16 protein-coding genes are annotated in these 17,343 nt (G+C 66.5%); 5 read left to right on the top strand and 11 right to left on the bottom strand.

Annotated elements, in window-relative coordinates:
* Positions 1-59: 59 nt before the first annotated feature.
* Both LO787_RS16155 and LO787_RS16150 read right to left on the bottom strand, forming a co-directional pair.
* Positions 60-833, bottom strand: a complete 774-nt coding sequence (locus tag LO787_RS16155; protein ID WP_232492022.1) for an SDR family NAD(P)-dependent oxidoreductase — start codon at positions 831-833, stop codon at positions 60-62.
* A gap of 20 nt (positions 834-853) precedes the next feature.
* Positions 854-2,602, bottom strand: a complete 1,749-nt coding sequence (locus LO787_RS16150; protein ID WP_276574166.1) for an FAD-dependent oxidoreductase — start codon at positions 2,600-2,602, stop codon at positions 854-856.
* 153 nt (positions 2,603-2,755) lie between these two features.
* Between LO787_RS16150 and LO787_RS16145 the strand changes: the two genes are divergently transcribed.
* The 3 genes from LO787_RS16145 to LO787_RS16135 all read left to right on the top strand — a co-directional run bounded on the left by LO787_RS16145 (position 2,756) and on the right by LO787_RS16135 (position 5,333).
* The gene (locus LO787_RS16145) at positions 2,756-3,070 is read left to right on the top strand and encodes a Rieske (2Fe-2S) protein (protein WP_232492021.1); all 315 of its coding nucleotides are present in this window, start codon (positions 2,756-2,758) and stop codon (positions 3,068-3,070) included.
* 69 nt (positions 3,071-3,139) lie between these two features.
* Positions 3,140-4,321, top strand: coding sequence for an acyl-CoA dehydrogenase family protein (locus LO787_RS16140; RefSeq protein ID WP_232492020.1), 1,182 nt, complete (start codon positions 3,140-3,142; stop codon positions 4,319-4,321).
* Between the two features lies 1 nt (position 4,322).
* On the top strand, positions 4,323-5,333 hold the full coding sequence (locus LO787_RS16135) for an acyl-CoA dehydrogenase family protein (RefSeq protein WP_232492019.1): 1,011 nt from the start codon (positions 4,323-4,325) through the stop codon (positions 5,331-5,333).
* Positions 5,334-5,553: 220 nt separating this feature from the next.
* On the opposite strand, the gene LO787_RS16130 is transcribed toward LO787_RS16135, so the two are convergent.
* The 4 genes from LO787_RS16130 to LO787_RS16115 form a co-directional block, all read right to left on the bottom strand.
* Positions 5,554-6,576 carry an alpha-ketoacid dehydrogenase subunit beta gene (locus tag LO787_RS16130; protein WP_232492018.1) on the bottom strand — a complete coding sequence of 341 codons (1,023 nt, stop codon included), beginning with the start codon at positions 6,574-6,576 and terminating at the stop codon, positions 5,554-5,556.
* The gene (locus LO787_RS16125) at positions 6,573-7,586 is read right to left on the bottom strand and encodes a thiamine pyrophosphate-dependent dehydrogenase E1 component subunit alpha (RefSeq protein ID WP_232492017.1); all 1,014 of its coding nucleotides are present in this window, start codon (positions 7,584-7,586) and stop codon (positions 6,573-6,575) included. The genes LO787_RS16130 and LO787_RS16125 overlap by 4 nt, the downstream gene beginning before the upstream one ends.
* Positions 7,587-7,826: 240 nt before the next feature.
* Positions 7,827-8,048 carry a response regulator transcription factor gene (locus LO787_RS16120; protein ID WP_232492016.1) on the bottom strand — a complete coding sequence of 74 codons (222 nt, stop codon included), beginning with the start codon at positions 8,046-8,048 and terminating at the stop codon, positions 7,827-7,829.
* Positions 8,049-8,437: 389 nt separating this feature from the next.
* Positions 8,438-10,129, bottom strand: coding sequence for an FAD-binding protein (locus tag LO787_RS16115; protein ID WP_232492015.1), 1,692 nt, complete (start codon positions 10,127-10,129; stop codon positions 8,438-8,440).
* Positions 10,130-10,320: 191 nt separating this feature from the next.
* Here LO787_RS16115 and LO787_RS16110 point away from each other — a divergent pair, with 191 nt between their 5' ends.
* A complete protein-coding gene (locus LO787_RS16110) occupies positions 10,321-11,130 on the top strand; it encodes an enoyl-CoA hydratase/isomerase family protein (RefSeq protein WP_232492014.1) in 810 nt (269 codons plus the stop codon).
* Positions 11,131-11,419: 289 nt separating this feature from the next.
* On the opposite strand, the gene LO787_RS16105 is transcribed toward LO787_RS16110, so the two are convergent.
* From LO787_RS16105 to LO787_RS16095, 3 genes are all read right to left on the bottom strand, one after another.
* Entirely contained in the window at positions 11,420-11,752 is a 333-nt protein-coding gene (locus tag LO787_RS16105) for a DUF4286 family protein (protein WP_232492013.1), read from the bottom strand.
* Between the two features lie 99 nt (positions 11,753-11,851).
* Positions 11,852-12,901, bottom strand: a complete 1,050-nt coding sequence (locus tag LO787_RS16100; protein WP_232492012.1) for a helix-turn-helix domain-containing protein — start codon at positions 12,899-12,901, stop codon at positions 11,852-11,854.
* 391 nt (positions 12,902-13,292) lie between these two features.
* Positions 13,293-14,264, bottom strand: a complete 972-nt coding sequence (locus LO787_RS16095) for an enoyl-CoA hydratase/isomerase family protein (protein WP_232492011.1) — start codon at positions 14,262-14,264, stop codon at positions 13,293-13,295.
* Between the two features lie 155 nt (positions 14,265-14,419).
* Between LO787_RS16095 and LO787_RS16090 the strand changes: the two genes are divergently transcribed.
* A complete protein-coding gene (locus LO787_RS16090) occupies positions 14,420-15,469 on the top strand; it encodes a helix-turn-helix domain-containing protein (protein ID WP_232492010.1) in 1,050 nt (349 codons plus the stop codon).
* 139 nt (positions 15,470-15,608) lie between these two features.
* Here the strand turns inward: LO787_RS16090 and LO787_RS16085 are convergent, their stop codons facing one another.
* The gene (locus LO787_RS16085; protein ID WP_232492009.1) at positions 15,609-16,589 is read right to left on the bottom strand and encodes an NADPH:quinone oxidoreductase family protein; all 981 of its coding nucleotides are present in this window, start codon (positions 16,587-16,589) and stop codon (positions 15,609-15,611) included.
* A complete protein-coding gene (locus LO787_RS16080) occupies positions 16,586-17,341 on the bottom strand; it encodes an SDR family NAD(P)-dependent oxidoreductase (RefSeq protein ID WP_232492008.1) in 756 nt (251 codons plus the stop codon). Before LO787_RS16080 ends, LO787_RS16085 begins: the two co-directional genes overlap by 4 nt.
* Positions 17,342-17,343: the final 2 nt, after the last annotated feature.

Here is a 17,343-nt window from a genome sequence, read left to right as displayed (position 1 = left end):
CAAGGAGGCACCCGCGACAACGGCACCGCCGCCGGAATCGCGGGTGCGATTGCTGTGCGCTATTGCCTGAGGGCGCCGACCGCCTCGGGTGCCAGATAGCGTGTTGTCGATATGCCGCCGTCCACCGCGATGGTCTGGCCATTGACGAAGCCCGCATCGTCGGAGGCGAGGAACGCGGTCATTCTGCCGATGTCCTCCGCCGTACAGTCGCGCCGCAGCGGCGTCAGTTCGTGATTGGTGCGGCGGAAGAAGTCGAGATCCCAGAAGGCGTCGGTCATCTCGGTGCGCACCACCGTCGGCGCGATGTAGTTGGCGCGTATGCCGCGCGGACCGTATTCGGCGGCAAGGGTCTGCATGAGACCGATCTGCCCCGCTTTGACGGTGGAATAGGCCCCGCCGCCCGGTGTGCCATAGAGCCCCCAGGTGGAGCCGATGAACAGGATCGACGCGCCCTCTCCCATCCTCCCCAGAGCCTCGCGGCACAGGCGGAACGGCGCGCGCAGCGAGATGTTCAGAACCTCGTCGAGCATCGCATCGGTGGTCTGGTCGACCGGGCCGAAATTGAACGATCCGGCGTTGTTCACCAGCACATCGAGGCGGCCGAACCTCTCGACCGCCCGCTCGACGATGCGAACCGGCGCGTCTTCCGCAGCGGCATCGACCGCGACGAAATCGAACGCGAGTTCACCGTCCAGCGCCTGCTTCAGCGCCGCGAGTTTGGCCTCGTTGCGCCCGGTACCGAGCACGCTCACGCCCCGCGCGCCCAGCGAGCGCACGATCGCCTCGCCGATGCCACCCGCCGCGCCGGTGACGATCGCTACCTTGCCCTGCATACTGCTCTTCTCTCCCGTTCTCACAATTCGGCTTCGGCCAGCGCGGGCTCGATTGCGCCCCGCTGGTTGGCGGAGCGCGCGGCGATATCGTTCGCCGCGACGTACCCGAAGGTCATGCCCGGCCCGATGGTAGCGCCCGCGCCGGGATAGGTGTCCCCGAACGGCGTCCCGGCATTGTTGCCCGCCGCGTATAGCCCCGGGATCGGATCGCCCGCCCCGTCGAGCACCCGCGCCCGCGCATCGCATCTGAGGCCGCCCTTGGTGCCGAGATCGCCGTTGTTGATCGGCACCGCGTAGAACGGCGCGGTGTCGATGGGGCCGATGTTGGGATTGGGCGTCGAACTCGGATCGCCGAACATCTGGTCGTAGGGGTTCATGCCGCGCCCGAACTCCGGGTCCACGCCGGTCTTCGCATAGGCGTTCATGTTTGCGACGGTCTGCCGGACGGCCTCCACGGGAAGATGCGTCTTGTGCGCCAGTTCCTCGATGGTGTCGGCGCGGAAGACGTAGTGGTCCCACCAGTCTGCTGGCACCTTGCGCTCCGGTGTGTGGACCGTGGGCATGAGGCCGCCTGCACTGAACTTGCGGCGGAACTTGGCGTCGAAGATCAGCCAGCACGGCATGTTCGCGCCGGTTTCCAGATGGTCTCGCACCATGGCCTGCCCGAAGCGGTCGTAGCCGCAGGCCTCGTCGACGAAGCGCAGGCCCTTGCGGTTGACGACGACGCTCCACGGGCGGCCCACGTCGAAAGCCGCCTGATGGATCTCGTGGAAGTTCGACGCGCCCTTCATCGGCAGGGTCATCGTCGGTATCCACCAGCCCTGCCCGGTATGCTCGGTGCTCGCGCCGATACTTTCAGCGGCGATCAGCGCCTCGCCCCGGTTGCCGTCCTCGGGGGTTGAGGAATGGCGCGTCAGGCCGGGGACCGGGTAGAAGCGGTCGCGCAGTTCCTGGTTCCACTCGAAGCCGCCCGCCGCCAGCACGACGCCGTGCCGCGCCTCGACCGCGTAGATACGCCCGAAGCTGGAGACTTCCACGCCCGTCACGCGGCCGCCGTCATCGACCAGCAGGCGCTCCAGCTTCGTCTCCAGCCGCAGTTCGACCCCGCGCGCGAAGGCCTGCTCATACGTCGCGCCCATCAGCGCCGCGCCTTGCGTGAAACGCTTGTCGCGATGCGAGACGCGGCGAGTGCCGCGGTCCATCCAGTAGCGCCCGATCATCCTGCCCGCGACCGTACGCCAGCCCTTCGACTGCATCATCAGCGCGAACGTCTCGGTCAGGTCCATGGCGTAGCGGCCGAACAGCTTGAAGCGGTTGTACTGCTCGCGCATCAGGGCATAGCGCCCATCACCCAGCCGCCGCCCGTCGAAGGTCGGGACGATCACGGAGCGGTCGGCACGCGCTCCGGCACGGTCGGGGAAATAGTCCGGCCATGCCGCTGCCAGAACCTGCACCCCCGTCGATTTCAGGTAGCGCAGCATCTTTGGCGCCTCATCGACGAAAGCCTCCAGCCGCTCGCGATTGACCGGCACGCCGATGGTCGCGTCGAGGTATTCCAGCGCGCTGTCCCGACTGTCGCCGACATCCCCGTCGAGCCGGTGGTTAGGCACCCACATCACCCCGCCCGACGTCGCCGACGTGCCCCCGAACTTGTGCGCCTTCTCTACGATCAGCACCTTCATGCCGAGGTCCGCGCTGCGCAGCGCCGCCATGGCCCCGGCAGCGCCCGATCCGACCACGACGACATCAAAGCTCTCGGCGAATTGCACCCGTTCTCTCCCGGAGGTTTTCGGGTGTTATCGCGGGCGCGGCTTGCTCTGGAAATGACCGCCGGGGTACTGCGGGTTGCTTGGTTCTGCTCCAGCCCTTGCGCCATGGCGCGCGCCGAAGCAGACCCGGGTGGAGAGATGCGAAAGGGTACGATGAGCGAGAAGGCATTCGTCGCGGTCGCCAGGCTGGAAGAAGTTCCACAGGGCGGCAAGAAAGTGGTCGAGGTGAACGGGGTCAGCGTGATCCTCGTCGGCGCGAAGGACCGCGTCTTCGCGGTACGCAACTTGTGCAGCCACGCCTACGAAACGCTCGAATGCGGCCGCGTGCGCGCGGGTTGGATATCGTGCCCGGTCCACGGCGCGCGCTTCGACCTCGAAACCGGCAATCCGATGAACCCGCCCGCCTCGATGCCGATCGAGACGTATGAAGTGCGGATCGAGGGGGATGTGATCGAGGTCGCCGTCTAGCACCGCGATATCGCCCGCGCGTACCGCCCATTCTGGACGCGCCGCGGCTGGCCGTGCTTGGACGGTGGCATGACCGACAAGCCCGATCTCGAAGCGCTGCGCAGCGAAGTGCGCGCCTTCCTTGCCGCCGAGGCGCCGACCGGCTGGCGCGACGCGAGCCGCACGCAGGACGACTTCGTGCGTACCCAGCGCGACTGGTTCGGCAGACTGGTGAAGGCAGGCTATGCGATCCCGCACTGGCCCGCCTCGTTCCCCGGCGGCGGGCGGTCGCTGGCCGAGCAGAAGGTGATCTACGAGGAACTGGCGAAGGCCGATTGCCCGCGCCTGCTGCTCTCCTTCGTGTCGACCTACCACGCCTTCGCCACGCTGCACGAATGCGCGAGCGACGAGCAGCGGGCGCAGTACCTCCCCCGCATCCTCGAAGGCGAAACCTGGTGCCAGGGCTTCTCCGAGCCCGGCGCGGGGTCGGACCTCGCCGCGATCAAGACCCGGGCCGAGCGGAAGGGTGACGTCTACGTCGTAAACGGACAGAAGGTCTGGTCGACGATGGCCCAGTTCGCCGACAAGTGCCTGCTGCTAGTGCGCACCGCGTCCGACGGCCCCAAGCAGGCGGGCATCACCTACCTGCTGATGGACATGAAGACGCCCGGCGTCTCGGTCCGGCCGATCCACCAGATCCAGGGCGACGAGGAGTTCGCCGAGATTTTCCTCGACAACGTGGAGATTCCCGTCTCCGAGCGCGTCGGCGAGGAAGGCAAGGGCTGGGCCGTGGCGCAGGCGACGCTGGCCTCCGAACGCGGGCTGACGCTGATGGAACTGTCCTATCGGATGCGCGGTGCCCTCTCCCGCGTGGCCGCGCTGATCCGCGAGCATGGGCACGAGGAGGACCGCGGAATTCTGCGCGATTTCGGCGAACTCGTGACGCAGGTCGATGCTGTCTGCGCCATCGCCGACCAGTTCCTCGACAACCGCATCCGGGGGATCGAGCGGATCGGCGACGCCTCGATCGTCAAGAACAGCTACAGCCGCGCCCTGCGGGCCTACGCGAAGCTGGGCCTGCGGCTGGGCGGAATCGCCGAGCAGTACATCGCGCCGATCACTTTCGGCGATCTCAATACCGGCAACTGGATGGCGGATTTCATGAATTCCTACGCCTGGACCATCGCCGGGGGGAGCGAGGAAGTACAGCGCAACATCATCGCCGAACGCATGCTCGACATGCCGCGCGAACCCAGGGCGTGGGTGGCCTGAGATGATCGAACTCAACGAACTGACCGACGCAGCGCAGAAGGCGTTTCCCGCGGATTCGCTCTCTCCGGGGCGTGACGAGAGCTGGCGGCTGGTGGCGGAAATGGGCTGGCTGATGGTGCGTCTGCCGGAGGAGGACGGCGGGCTCGGCCTCGACCGGGAGGCTTCCGCCGCGATCCATTTCGAGATGGGCCGCGTGCTGGCAACGACGCCCCTGATCCCCGCGCAACTGGGCCTGCAGGCCGTTCTGGCGAGCACGATCCCGGCCCGAAGCGACTGGCTGGAGCGGCTGGCGGGCGGTGAATATGCGCCGCTGCACATGCTGCCCGCGAGTGTACTGAACGGCACCAAGGGCACACTGAGCGGCACCGTGGGGGGCGTATTCGACGCCGACATGGCGGTGGCGGTGGTAGCAAAGCTGCCGGACGGCTACGCGCTCATCCCCACCGACGCGCCGGGCGTCTCGGTGGTCGAACGACCGATCTGGGACACCAGCCGCCGCCTGTTCGACCTTGTGCTGGACGGCTACACGCCCGACCCCGACCTCATGCTCACCGACGAGGCGGGCGCGCAGGCGCTGCACGATGCGCTGGCCCCCGAGGCGCACCTCGCCATCGCCGCCGACTGCCTCGGCGCGGCGAACGCGGCGCTCGACATGACGGTGGAGTACATGAAGGTGCGCCGCCAGTTCGACCGGCCCATCGCCATGTTCCAGGCGCTCAAGCATCGGGCCGCCGACATGAAGATCCGCATCGCCGCCGCCGAAGCGCTGTTGTGGAACCGCGTGCGCGATCCCGAAGCGACGCTGACCCAGTGCGGCGCGGCCAAGACGCTGGCGGCGGAAGTCTTCGCCTATGTCACCGAAGAGGCGATCCAGCTTCATGGCGGCATCGGTCTCACCGACGAGCACCCGATCCACCGCTTCATGAAGCGCGCCATGCTGAACCTCCAGCTATGCGGATCGTCCGACCTGTGGAACGAGCGTACCGGGCGAGAGGCGCTGGAGGTTTCATAAAGCCCTCTCCCATAACCCTTCGTCATTGCGAGCGCAGCGAAGCAATCCAAGGCGGCTCGCACCGCTCAGGATTGCTTCGCTGCGCTCGCAATGACGAAAGGTGAGGCGGGAAATGCGTTTGCGACGGGGGCTTCGACAAGCCCCGCCGTAAGCCCCCGCCTAAAGACGGCCAGCGGTCCCGGAGCAAGTCCGGGACGACGCCGTTTTCACCGCGAAAGGCTTACCCCATCGCCGCCAGACGCTTCGCTTCGGCCACGATCTCGGGCGGCTGCACCAGATAGGCGTCTTCCAGCTTCTTCGCGAAGGGCACCGCGCAATACGGTGCGCCGAGGCGGCCCACCGGGGCCTTGAGTTTGCCGAACAGCGCTTCCTGCGCAGTTGCTGCGATTTCGGCGCCGGGGCCGAAGTTGCGGCCCGCTTCGTGGACGACGAGCAGGCGGCCGGTCTTCTCCGCAGAGGTCAGCACCGTCTCCTTGTCCCACGGCGAGATCGTGCGCAGGTCCACCACTTCGACCGAGACGCCCGCCGCCGTCAGTTCCTCGACCGCCTGCATCACCGTGAACATCATCTGCCCGTAGGAGACGATGGTGAGGTCGGTGCCCGGCATCACCACGTTCGCCTTGCCCAGCGGGATCGGCCCCTGGTTCACCGGCACGTCCATCGGCACGAACAGGGTCTTGCCGCTTTCGATGATGATGACCGGATCGGGATCCTGGATCGCCGAGAGGTAGAGGCCCTTCATGTCCGCCGGGGTCCAGGGGATCACCACCTTGATGCCTGCGGTATGCGCGAACCACGCCTCGTAGAAGTCGGCGTGCTGACCCGCCGTCTGGTTGCCCGCGCCCGTAAGCGTGCGGATCACCAGCGGCACCTGGCTCTGCCCGCCCGACATGAAGCGCAGCTTGGCCGCGTGGTTCACGATCATGTCCATGGCCACGGTCGTGAAGTTCATCAGCATGATCTCGGCCACCGGCTTGTAGCCCGCCATCGCCGCGCCGATCGCCGCGCCCATGATCGCCTGTTCGGAGATCGGGGTGGAGCGCACGCGCAGGGTGCCGAACTTGGAGGACAGCCCGCGCGTCACGCCGACGACGCCGCCGCCCTCGTTGTCGGCGATGTCCTCGCCCAGCACGAGAACCTTGGGATCGGCCTCCATCGCCTCGAACAGCGCGGCGTTGATGGCCTGCAGGCCGTTCATCTTCACCGTCTCGATGACGGGGGCTTCCAACGTATCGGTGCTCATGCATAAATCTCCTTGGCCGCAATCTCCTCGGCAAAGACGTCGCGGCGCAGTTCGTCGTCGGACGGGAATTCGCAGGCCATGGCGAAGTCGATGGCGTCGTTCACTTCGGCCTCGATCCTCGCGGTCAGCGCATCGAGGTCCTCGGCAGATGCGACGCCGTCGTCGATCAGCTTCTGGCGGAAGCGCGGCAGCGGATCGGCCTCGATTGCGGCGGCCTTCTCTTCCTTGGTCATGTAGGCGTCGTTGTCGCCGAAGACGTGGCCCATGAAGCGGAAGGTCTTGCACTCCAGCAGGGTCGGGCCTTCACCGGCACGGGCGCGCTCGATCGCGGCGTGGGCATGGGCGTAGACGTCGAGCGGATCGTTGCCGTCCACGGTGTAGCCCGGCATGCCGTAGCCCGCCGCGCGCTTGGCGATGAGGTCCACCGAAGTGCCGTTCTCGTACCGGGTATGCTCGGCGAAACCGTTGTTCTGGCACACGAAGATCACCGGCAGCTTCCAGACGGAGGCCAGGTTCAGCGCTTCGTGGAAGGCGCCGATGTTGCTGGCGCCGTCGCCGAAGTAGGCGACCGTGACCTGCTTGGTGCCGTCGAGCAGCGCCGCCCAGCCGAAGCCGTTGGCGATCGGCATGGAGGAGCCGACGATGCCCGTCGTCACCATGACGCCGGTTTCCGGGTGCGTGAGGTGCATCGGCCCGCCCTTGCCCTTGCAGGTGCCGTCGACGCGGCCGCAGATCTCGGCCCAGAGCGGGCGCAGCGGCATGTCCTTGGCGACCATGTCGTGAATGCCGCGATAGATCGTGCAGATCTTGTCGTCGTCGTTCAGCAGCACCGAGATGGCAGAGGGGATGCACTCCTGCCCGCGCGCCGAATAGTACGGCGCGGTGATGCGCCCACGGCGGATCTGCTGGCGGGTGAGGTCGTCGTTGCGCTCGATGCGGATCATGCGCCGATAAATGTCGAGCTGCGTGGCGGCGTCGGGGGTGGCCCGGTTGGTTAGCGTGTCGCTCATGGTTCCTCTCTCGGACAGCTCGTGGCTGCTGGGATGGCTGAACATTGGTTCAGGCCATGCCCCACTGGCAAGAGAGAGCGAACCGCCCCTGCGGTATCGTCATCGGTGTGGGTATCAAGGCAGGCGCACCCTGCCCTGAAAAGCCGAACGGCCGGAGATTGCCCCCCGGCCGCATGGTCATCCGACAGTCGGACTTGTTCGTGGGTGCCGTGGGCGATCCGCCGCCCTCGGCACGGGATTTCAGATCAGGTTATCCTGCAGGATCTGCGCGATCATGTGCGCGCGGTTCCGCGTGCGGGTCTTGAGGCGCACGTTCTCGACATGACGCTCGACCGTACACGGTGCGATCTTCAGCTTGATGGCGGCCTCCTTGGCGGAGAACCCGTCAGCTACAAGACGGAGGACTTCGGTCTCTCGACCTGTCAAGACGACGATGTTGTCTCCAGTATTGTTTCCAAACATTTCTAACCCCTCTTTGCTGAATCACAGTGAACCTTCACAGACCACGATTCGCCATTCACAATTGTTGTTATTCGAGTTTATTGATAGGATTCACTGGAGCACGTCCCGTTTCGGGACATATGCCGACGATAAATAACCTTGGGGAAAATACCCATGTCGCGCGAAGGCGGCGATCATCGGGAGTCGTGCTCAACGCGTTGGAGAAGCTGGAAAAGATCGCCATGAATGGCGACTGCGCGCAAGCTCATCCCAGCAACCTCTTCGGTAGCCTGCTACTCGGACCCCGAATGCAGTTCGATCTCCGGCGCGTGCCCGGATGAGCTTTGAAGAAGCGGAGTCAGCTACGGATGAGCGGGAATCGCGCTCTGCGAGCCCCCGCTGCGGCAGGCTCAGGCGAGCTGATTGCCCAGCCCCGCCGCGTGCTTCGCCGCGATCCAGCCGAAGGTCATCGAAGGCCCGACGCTTGCCCCCGCGCCCGGATAGACGCGGCCCATCGGCGATGCCGTGGTGACGCCGCAGGCATAGAGCCCCTCGATCGCCGAGCCGTCCGCGCGCAGCACGCGGGAATCGCTGTCGCACACCACGCCGCCGTAAGTGCCGACGTCGCCGGGATAGACCGGGAAGGCGTAGAACGGGCCCTTCTCTATCGTACCCATGGTCTGGTTCGGGCCATCCTTGAAGAAGGGATCGCCGAGGAAGTTGTCGTAGGCGCGCTCGCCCCTGTGGAAGTCCTCATCCCTGCCGCCGCGCACGAAGCCGTTCCAGCGCGCGACGGTGGTTTCGAGCGCGCCGGGCGGCACGCCGATCTCCTGCGCCAGCGCGCCCACGGTGTCGGCGCGGCGCATCCAGCCGGATTCGAGCCACTTTGCCATGTTCTTCTTCGCCATGCCCTTACCGGCGACGGCGTATTCGTCCATGTACTGCTGGTCTAGGATTGCCCAGCTCGGCACGGCGGGGACGGTGCGGTTGCGCACCAGCATCGTCTCGCAGAACTCCTCGTAGGAGCCGCCCTCGTTCATGTAGCGCAGGCCCGACTGGTCGACCTGGATCGCGTGGGGCTTGGCCGTGGTGCTCTGGGTGCCGGGCTTGACGTAATCGGTGTCCCAGCCGGGCGCCTCGGTCATCTGGAAGCCGACCATCTGGTCCATCTGCGCCAGCGCCGCGCCCTTGCTCTCAAGTTCGCGGTGCATGTCGCCGGTGTCGGTCTCGATCCCGTTGGACCACTTCGACTGCGTGCCCGGCATGTAGCGGTCGCGCATGGCCTGGTTCATCGAGAAGCCGCCCGCGTTCATCAGGATGCCCAGCCGCGCGCCGATGCGCCATGGTTTGCCGTCGCGCGTGGTGACGACGCCGGCAGCCTTGTCCCCGTCCATCACCACTTCCTCGACCGCAGAGTTGATGCGGATGTCCGCCGCGTCCTTCTCCAGCACCGCCTTGAGCATCCGCCCCTGCAGCGCCGCGCCCGCCGTGACCCAGTGCTTGCCGGTCAGCTTGCCCAGCACCAGCCGGAACGCGATCTTCATGAAGCTGCGCTTGATCGCCCACGAATGCTTCATGAAGGGCAGCTTCATCCCGTCGTCCAGCTTGGCGGGAACTTCGAGGAAGCCCTTGCGCAGCTTGGGCGCCCATTCCCTGCCCAGCTCGTTCTTGTCGAAGGGCACTGCGGTGACGGTGCGGCTGGTCTTCATGCCGCCGGGAAGCTCGTCGTAGTAGTCCGGCCAGAAGGTCGACCCGCGCTCCATCCGGACCCCCTGCCCGACGATGAAGTCCAGCATCTTCGGCGCTTCCACCGCGTAGGTGCGACGCCGCGCGGGGCTGGTGCCGGGCGAATCCTCGCCGTCGGGCACCACCGCGTCGAGGTAGCGGCAGGCCTGCTCCAGACTGTCCTCGCCGGGGTCCATGAAGCGGTTGTTGGGGATCCACATGACGCCGCCCGACTTGCAGGTAGTGCCGCCGACCCATTCGGCCTTTTCGAGGATGACGACCGACTTGCCCGCCTGCTTCATGAGCAGCGCCGAGGCCATCGAACCCGCCCCGCTGCCCACGACCACCCAGTCGAAAGTCTCGTCGAACTGCGTCATCGGGCTGCTTCCTCTCCACCGTGCCGCGCTGCTGCGCATGCGTTCAGTCCGGTAGATCGGACTTCGCCCGGTTTGGCAACGAAGCGCCCGCAGGTTTCGCCGGAGCGAAGGGTTGCCCGCCACGCACGTTTTGCGCTGGCCGGACGCGACCGCGCGCCTATGACGAAGGTTGGAAGAGGAGACCCACCGCGATGACCGACAATGCGCCTGATCTGCCCGTGCTCGGCACGATCGCGATGGCCCGCGAGGGACGGCTGCTGCGCATCACGCTGAACCGCCCCGATGCGCTGAACGCGGTGAACCTCGCGCTGCACGACGATCTGGCCGAGGCGCTGTGGTTCGCGCAGGGCGACACCGGCTCCGACGTCATCGTCCTGACCGGCGCGGGCCGCGCGTTCTCGGCCGGGGGCGACCTCGACCACATCGAGAACAATGCCCGCAATCCGCACCTGTTCGACCACGAGGCGCGCGTCGCCAAGCGCATCGTCTCCACCCTGCTCGACATCGACAAGCCGGTGGTGTGCCGGATGAACGGCCACGCGGTCGGCCTCGGCGCGACGCTGGCGCTGCTGTGCGACGTGATCTTCGCCGCCGAGGGCGCGAAGATCGGCGATCCGCATGTCGGCCTCGGCCTTGTCGCGGGGGACGGCGGCGCGGTGATCTGGGCGCAGCGCATCGGCCTGACGCGGGCCAAGGAATACCTGCTGACCGGAGACCTCCTGACCGCGAGCAAGGCGGCGGAGATCGGCCTCGTCAACCACTGCGTCCCCGCCGATGAACTCGACGCGCGGGTGGACGCCTTCTGCGCCAGGCTGCTGGCGGGCGCGATGGTGGCGATCCGGGCGACGAAGGTGCTCACCAACCTGGAACTCAGGCGACTGGCGACAGCGTTGATGGATGCGGGCATCGCTTATGAGAGCGTGTCGGTGCGCAGCGCGGATCACCTCGAAGGCATCCGCGCGCTGCGGGAAAAGCGCCAGCCGCAGTTCAGCGGGCGGTGAGAAGCCGTCCGGGCTTATCAGGCAGGATCGCGTGGGATCGAAAACAAGCCGTCATCCCCGCGAAGGCGGGGAATCCATCTGATGATCGTGCAACAGGCGCAGTCAGGAGATGGGTTCCCGCCTTCGCGGGAATGACGGTGATATGATCGGGCAATACCTCAGCCCTCGGGCGCATCGACAGCGCCTCTTGTCGTCATTGCGAGCGCAGCGAAGCAATCCAGCGTTGCAGGCCGTCCGTGGATTGCTTCGCTACGCTCGCAATGACGATGATGGTGGAGCGATTTGCACCTCAGCCCGGCACCACCCGCTCGCCGTGTTCGGTGAACAGCGCGGTATAGCAGGTGCCGAAGTCCTGCGCGTCGCTCTGCGTCAGCTCGCCCGACTGCGAGGCGGCACCCACCGCGCCGAGGAACGCCATCGGATCGTCGGCGTCGAGGTCGTAGATGGCGAGGTATTCGTTGGGATCGTTGCCCATCAGCCGCGCCGCCAGCTTGTAGCGCTGGGCGCCCGCCATGCCGAACTTGTTGACCAGTTCGGGCAGGTGCTTGGTGTCGTACCATTCGTGGTACTCGGCCTCGCGGCCGGGCTGCGGACGGGTCAGCGCGACGAGCTTCATCTTCATGGCATCTCTCCTGATTTCCTTGTCGCGAAGGATTGGTCAGCGGGAGGAGCGATGCAAGTGTCCGCTATCTAGCGTAGACAAAGCATCGCCCCGCCGTACTCACTGGAGAAGATTGCTGCCCACGGGATATTCGGCGGGATAATCGGAGAACGGCTCCACCGCGCTCACAAGTACCGGCTCATCCGCACCGCTTTCGCCGCGATATTCACGCGGGTTCGCGCCGAACACGCGCTTGAACATGCGGCTGAAGTGCGCCGGGCTCTTGAAGCCGACGCCGTAGGCGATCTCGCTGATCGAGATGTCGCGCGGGTCGGAGCTGGAAAGCCATGCCTTCGCCATCGCCAGCCGCTGCTCCCACACCAGTTCGGAGAACGAGGTGTCGCGCAGGCGCAGCAGGAACGAGAGGTAGCGCGGGGAAATGCCGCAGCCCTTGGCGACCATCGCGGTCGACAGCTGCGGGTCGGACAGGTGGACCTCGATGAAGCGCAGCACTTCCTCCAGCCGCCGGTCGGCTATGGACTGGCGGGCGGGCTGCATGTCCTCGGTCGCACGGATTGCGTTGCCGACAAGGCCGAGCGCGGTATCGACCAGCAGCCGGGCAGAGGCATCGCCGATCCCGCCGTCGTCGGCGAAGACCTCGGTCAGCAGGTGCTCGGCCATCGCCAGTTCGGCGCGCTCCATCGCCATGAACAGGCCGGTGCTGAAATCCTGCCGCACGAAGCCGCGCAGGATGTGGGTGGGCACGGTGACGTGCAGCACTTCGTGCATGCCATCGCCGCCGGTGCGACACTCCATGAAGAAGGGCGACATCGAACGGGTGATGATGAAATCCCCGGCGCGCGCCACCTTGTTGCCGCACTGGTTCGAGATCGCGAGTTCGCCGCGCTTCACGAACCACAGGATCGACAGGTCGGTCGCATCCTCGCGGATGTGCTGGCGCGAGCGGCGGAAGAACAGGTTCGCCGCCGAACGCTGCCGGATGATCGAGATCGCGCCCACCGCCTTGCGTTCCGAACGCACGTCGATGGTGGTCGATCCGTCCTCGATCCAGAAGTCGCCGCGATAGTATTCCTGGTCGCGGGCGCCGCGGAACATGCTCTGGCAATCGCGGTAATTGCGCTTGTCGAACGAGAACAAAGTCTCTGCCATGGCTCTCTCCCAATGGCGGGAAACGAAGCGCTTCTGCTGGCGTCGGTTCCTGCCCGTGACTGCCGCCGACTCTTTGCCGGTCGGGTCCATCTACTTCGTATCACCTGATCGCGAAGCTACTCTACAATGCGCGCAAATCGATCCGCATTGCGCGCATTGTAGATGCCATCGCCGGGGCGCTATCCAGCCGGTGCTCAGTCATTGCGAGCAGCGTGCGCGTCGCTGGATTGCCGCGCGGCTTCGCCGCTCGCAATGACGAAGGTGTGAAATGAGGGGGTGATCTGTCCCCTCCGCTCGTCATTGCGAGCGAAGCGAAGCAATCCAGCGCGGTTCGTGCCTCCATGGATTGCTTCGCCTGCGGCTCGCAATGACGAGCGGAAGGGCCGCATCATCACCCCTTGCGCCCCTCCTTCGAGAGCCGCCATTCGGGCGGATAGTTCAGGTCGTGGTTCTTCACGACCTTGCCGATGCCCTGCTGGAACGTGCCGTTCTTGCCGAGGTTCACGTCGTCGGCGCCGTCGTCCTTCATCAGCGGGAGCATACCTTCCAGCCAGCCGGTCAGCAGGCTGCCCATGTATTCGCCGCGATACTGCTTGTACGCCTCGATGAAGGTCTTCTGCGCCACCACCACGTCGGTCGGCCGCGTGATCGAACAGGCGTGGGCGTACTTGGCCGTCTCCGCCTCCAGCCGGTCGCGCGGGACGACGGAGTTCACGAAGTTGCAGTGGTACATCTCGTCCGCGGTGAACGGGCGGCCGGTGAACAGCATCTCGGAAAAGCGGCGCAGGCCGACCATCTCCAGCCACTGCCACATGCGCGGCCCCCATCCGGCGTAACGGAACGAGGGGTGCCCGAACAGCGCGTCGTCCGAGGACACGATGATGTCCGCATCGGCGCACTGGTAGAAGTGCCAGCCGTAGCAATAGCCCTTGGCCTCGACGATGGAGATCTTCTTGAACTCCTGCAGCGGGCGATTGCCCGAACGCGCCTTCGCGTAGAAGTCGGTCAGCCCGTGGAGGTAGCGGTAGGAACCCGGCGGCGGGTATTTCACGTCCGGATCCTCGATCTCCATGTCGACCAGGAATCCCTCGCCCGGCTTTGGGTTGAGGTAGAGGTCGCCATGCTCGTCGAGGTCGCCACCGCTGCCCAGGTTGTCGCCCTCGCCCCGGATCACCAGCACCTTCACGTCGTCGTCGATGTTGGCGCGGAACACCAGTTCGCCGAACCGCGCGCGCATCCCGATGGTGGCGGTGTTGTGCTTGTCCAGCCGGTTGAAGGTGATCGTCGCGATCTTGGTCGCCTTGTCCTTCTCGTAGCGGATGAGCTGGTCAGCCGCCTGCTTGTGATCGGCCATCGTCTTCATGCGTATCCTCTCCCGCCCGTTTCGAGCTTTCCCGTCTGCTGCCACAGGCAAGCGAGGGGGGATTGGCATTACGCGCAAGGCTCTCGATACTGGACGCCGAGCCAGTGAATGGCGGCAGGACGAAAACGTCCGCCAATCGTGAAAGAGGGACGGCGATGGGCCAGCAGCATTTCTTCAGTCTCGACGGACCGCTCGACGTTACCCCCGGCGGCGGACAGGTGCGCGCGGCGAACTTCGCAGGGCTGGCGGGACTGGCGCGCAGCCACGGACGCGACGCGCGCGGCATCGTCGAGCGGCACGGCATGGAGCCGCGCGTGCTGATCGACCCCGAAAGCCTCGTCGCGCCGCAGCAGGTGGCGGACACCTTCGAATATTGCAGCACCCTGTTCGACGATCCCCTGTTCGGCCTGCACATCGCGCAGACGCAGGATCCCGAGGTGTTCGGCTGCGTCACCGCGCTCTGCCGTTCGGCCCCGACGATGCGTGCCGGGATCCGCTGCCTGATCGACTTCCTGCCGGTCGTCCACGCGCCCGACTGCGAGGTCGTGCTGATCGAGGGGCGCGAGACGGCGGAACTGACCTGGCTGGTCAACACCGACATCGGCGTCAACGACCAGGCGCACTATCAGGCGGCGATGCTCAACGTGAAGCTGCTGCAGGCGATCGGCGGCCCCGCCTTCAAGCCCAGTTGGGTCAGCCTCTCCGCAGACCCGCGCGCCACCGACCTTCCGGAACTGGAAAAGACCCTCGGCTGCCGGGTGCAGAGCCGCGCCAACCGCAATTCGGTGGTCTTCCCGGTCCGCTCGCTAGAACAGCCGGTGCCGAGCGCCAACCGGCTGCTCTATCGCCTGCTCGGCTCGTACCTGCAGCGGGTAAAGTCGGCGCACAGCCAGTCGATCATCGACAAGGTGGACAGCTACATCCGCGGCGCGCTGGCGACGGGATCGTGCTCGATCGAGCGCTGCGCGGAGAAGACCGGCATGTCGGTGCGCACCCTCCAGTCCCGGCTGGCGGCGGAAAGTGCGAAGTTCTCCGAACTGGTGGAGAAGCAGCGCGAGACGCTGGCGAAAGGCCACCTCACCGAAGGCCGCCTCTCGCTGGACGAGATCGCCGACCGCCTCGGCTACGGTGAGCAGACCAGCTTCGGGCGCGCGTTCAAGCGCTGGACCGGGATGACGCCGCAGCAGTACCGGGCGGGCTGTTGATTTCGTCATCCCCTCCCTTCAGTTCGTCATTGCGAGCGCAGCGAAGCAATCCAGCGCCGTGCGGACCGCATGGATTGCTTCGCTGCGCTCGCAATGACGATGCAGGGTAAATCTTTGGACGTTGCTGGCTTTATCGACCTCACCGCATCACCAGCACCACCCGCCCCGCCGCCTTGCCGGAGAACGCCTCGTTCATCGCCGCCGCATAATCCTCCAGCGGGTAGCGCCCGGCGATGGCGGGGGAGAACACGCCCTCGCCCGCAAGCTCCATGACCTTGCGCCGCATCGCCGCCGCCGCTTCGGGCCGCCGCAGCGCATGGTCGCGCATCTGCACGCCGACGAGGCTGGCGCTCTTGAGCAGCGGCAGGTTCATGCGCAGCGCGGCGATCCCGGCGGTGAAGCCGATGACGAGGTGCCGCCCGTCATAGCCGAGGCTGCGGAAGGCCGGCTCGCTCGCCTCGCCGCCAACGGGATCGAAGACCAGATCGACCGGCTTGCCGCCGTTCGCCGCGATCACCCGGTCGCGCCAGTCATCGGCGCCGCTCGTCACCACCGCGTCGGCTCCTCCGGCAAGCGCCAGCGCCTGCTTTTCCGGGCTCGATGCCGAGGCGATGACCCTCAGGCCAAGGTGCCGCCCCACCTGCACCGCCGCGTAGCCGGTCCCGCCCGCCGCGCCGAGAACCAGCAGCGTCTCCCCGCTCTGCGCACGGCCCCGGTCGGCCAGCGCATAGTAGGCCGTCTGGTAATTCACCGCGAAGACGGCAGCCTGCTCGAAGCTCATCGCGTCGGGGATCTTCGCCATGTTGGCAGCACCGAACAGGTTGGCCTCGGCGAAGAGCCCGCCAAGGCCGCCGCAGAACACGCGGTCCCCTGCGGCAAGGTGGGTGACGCCCGCCCCCACCGCCTCGACCACGCCCGCCGCCTCGCTGCCGGGGATGAAGGGCATCGGCGGCTTGAACTGGTAGTGCCCCATGGCCGTCAGCACGTCGACGTAGGACACTCCCGCAGCCCGGATGGCGACCCGCACCTGCCCCTCGCCCGGAGCACCGGGGTCGAACGCTTCGAGGGCATAGCTCTCCGGCGGGCCGAAGGCGCGGCCGACGACGGCGCGCGGGCTCAATGCTGCCCCCCGTCGCAGCGCACGATGGAGCCGGTGACGTTGACCGAGGCGGGGCTGGCAAGAAACAGCGCGGCGGTGACGATCTCCTCCGGTTCCGCCGCGTGACCACGCGGGATCGGGATCGGCCCCTGCCCCTTGTCCGGCCATGCCTCGACGATATCGGTGCGGAAGGCTCCGGGCGACAGCGTGTTGACCCGCACGTGCGGCGCATATTCCCACGCCAGCGACCGGCTCATCGCGTTGAGCGCCGCCTTGGACGAGCCATAGGTCACCACCTGCGGCAGCGGCATCATCGAACCGGACGAGGTGACGTTGATGATGCAGCCCCCCGGCCCGCCCGCCTCCGCACGGTCGAACATGCGCTTGCCGACTTGCGTGGAGAGGCGGAACGGCCCCTTGAAGTTGAGGTTGAGCACGGAATCGAACAGCTTCTCGGTGACTTCGTGACTGGGCATGCGCGGACTCATCCCCGCGTTGTTCACAAGGATATCCACAGCCCCGAAGGCTTCGTAGGCCTCCGCGACCAGCCGATCGCACTCATCCCAGCGGCCGACATGGGCCGACAGCGCCAGCGCCCTGCGGCCCAGCCCGCGCATCTCCTCGCAGACCGCCTCACAGGCATCCAGCTTGCGGCTGGCGACGATCACGTCCGCGCCCCGCTCGGCGAAAGCGCGGACCATCTGGTAGCCGAGCCCGCGCGATCCGCCGGTGACGAGCGCGACCTTGCCGGTGAAGTCGAACAGCGGGTCCATGC

Origin of the sequence: Novosphingobium kaempferiae (assembly GCF_021227995.1) — a bacterium.
Classification (GTDB): domain Bacteria; phylum Pseudomonadota; class Alphaproteobacteria; order Sphingomonadales; family Sphingomonadaceae; genus Novosphingobium; species Novosphingobium kaempferiae.
The sequence above is the reverse complement of the archived record's forward strand: the minus strand, read 5'-3'. Positions and strand labels throughout refer to the sequence as shown.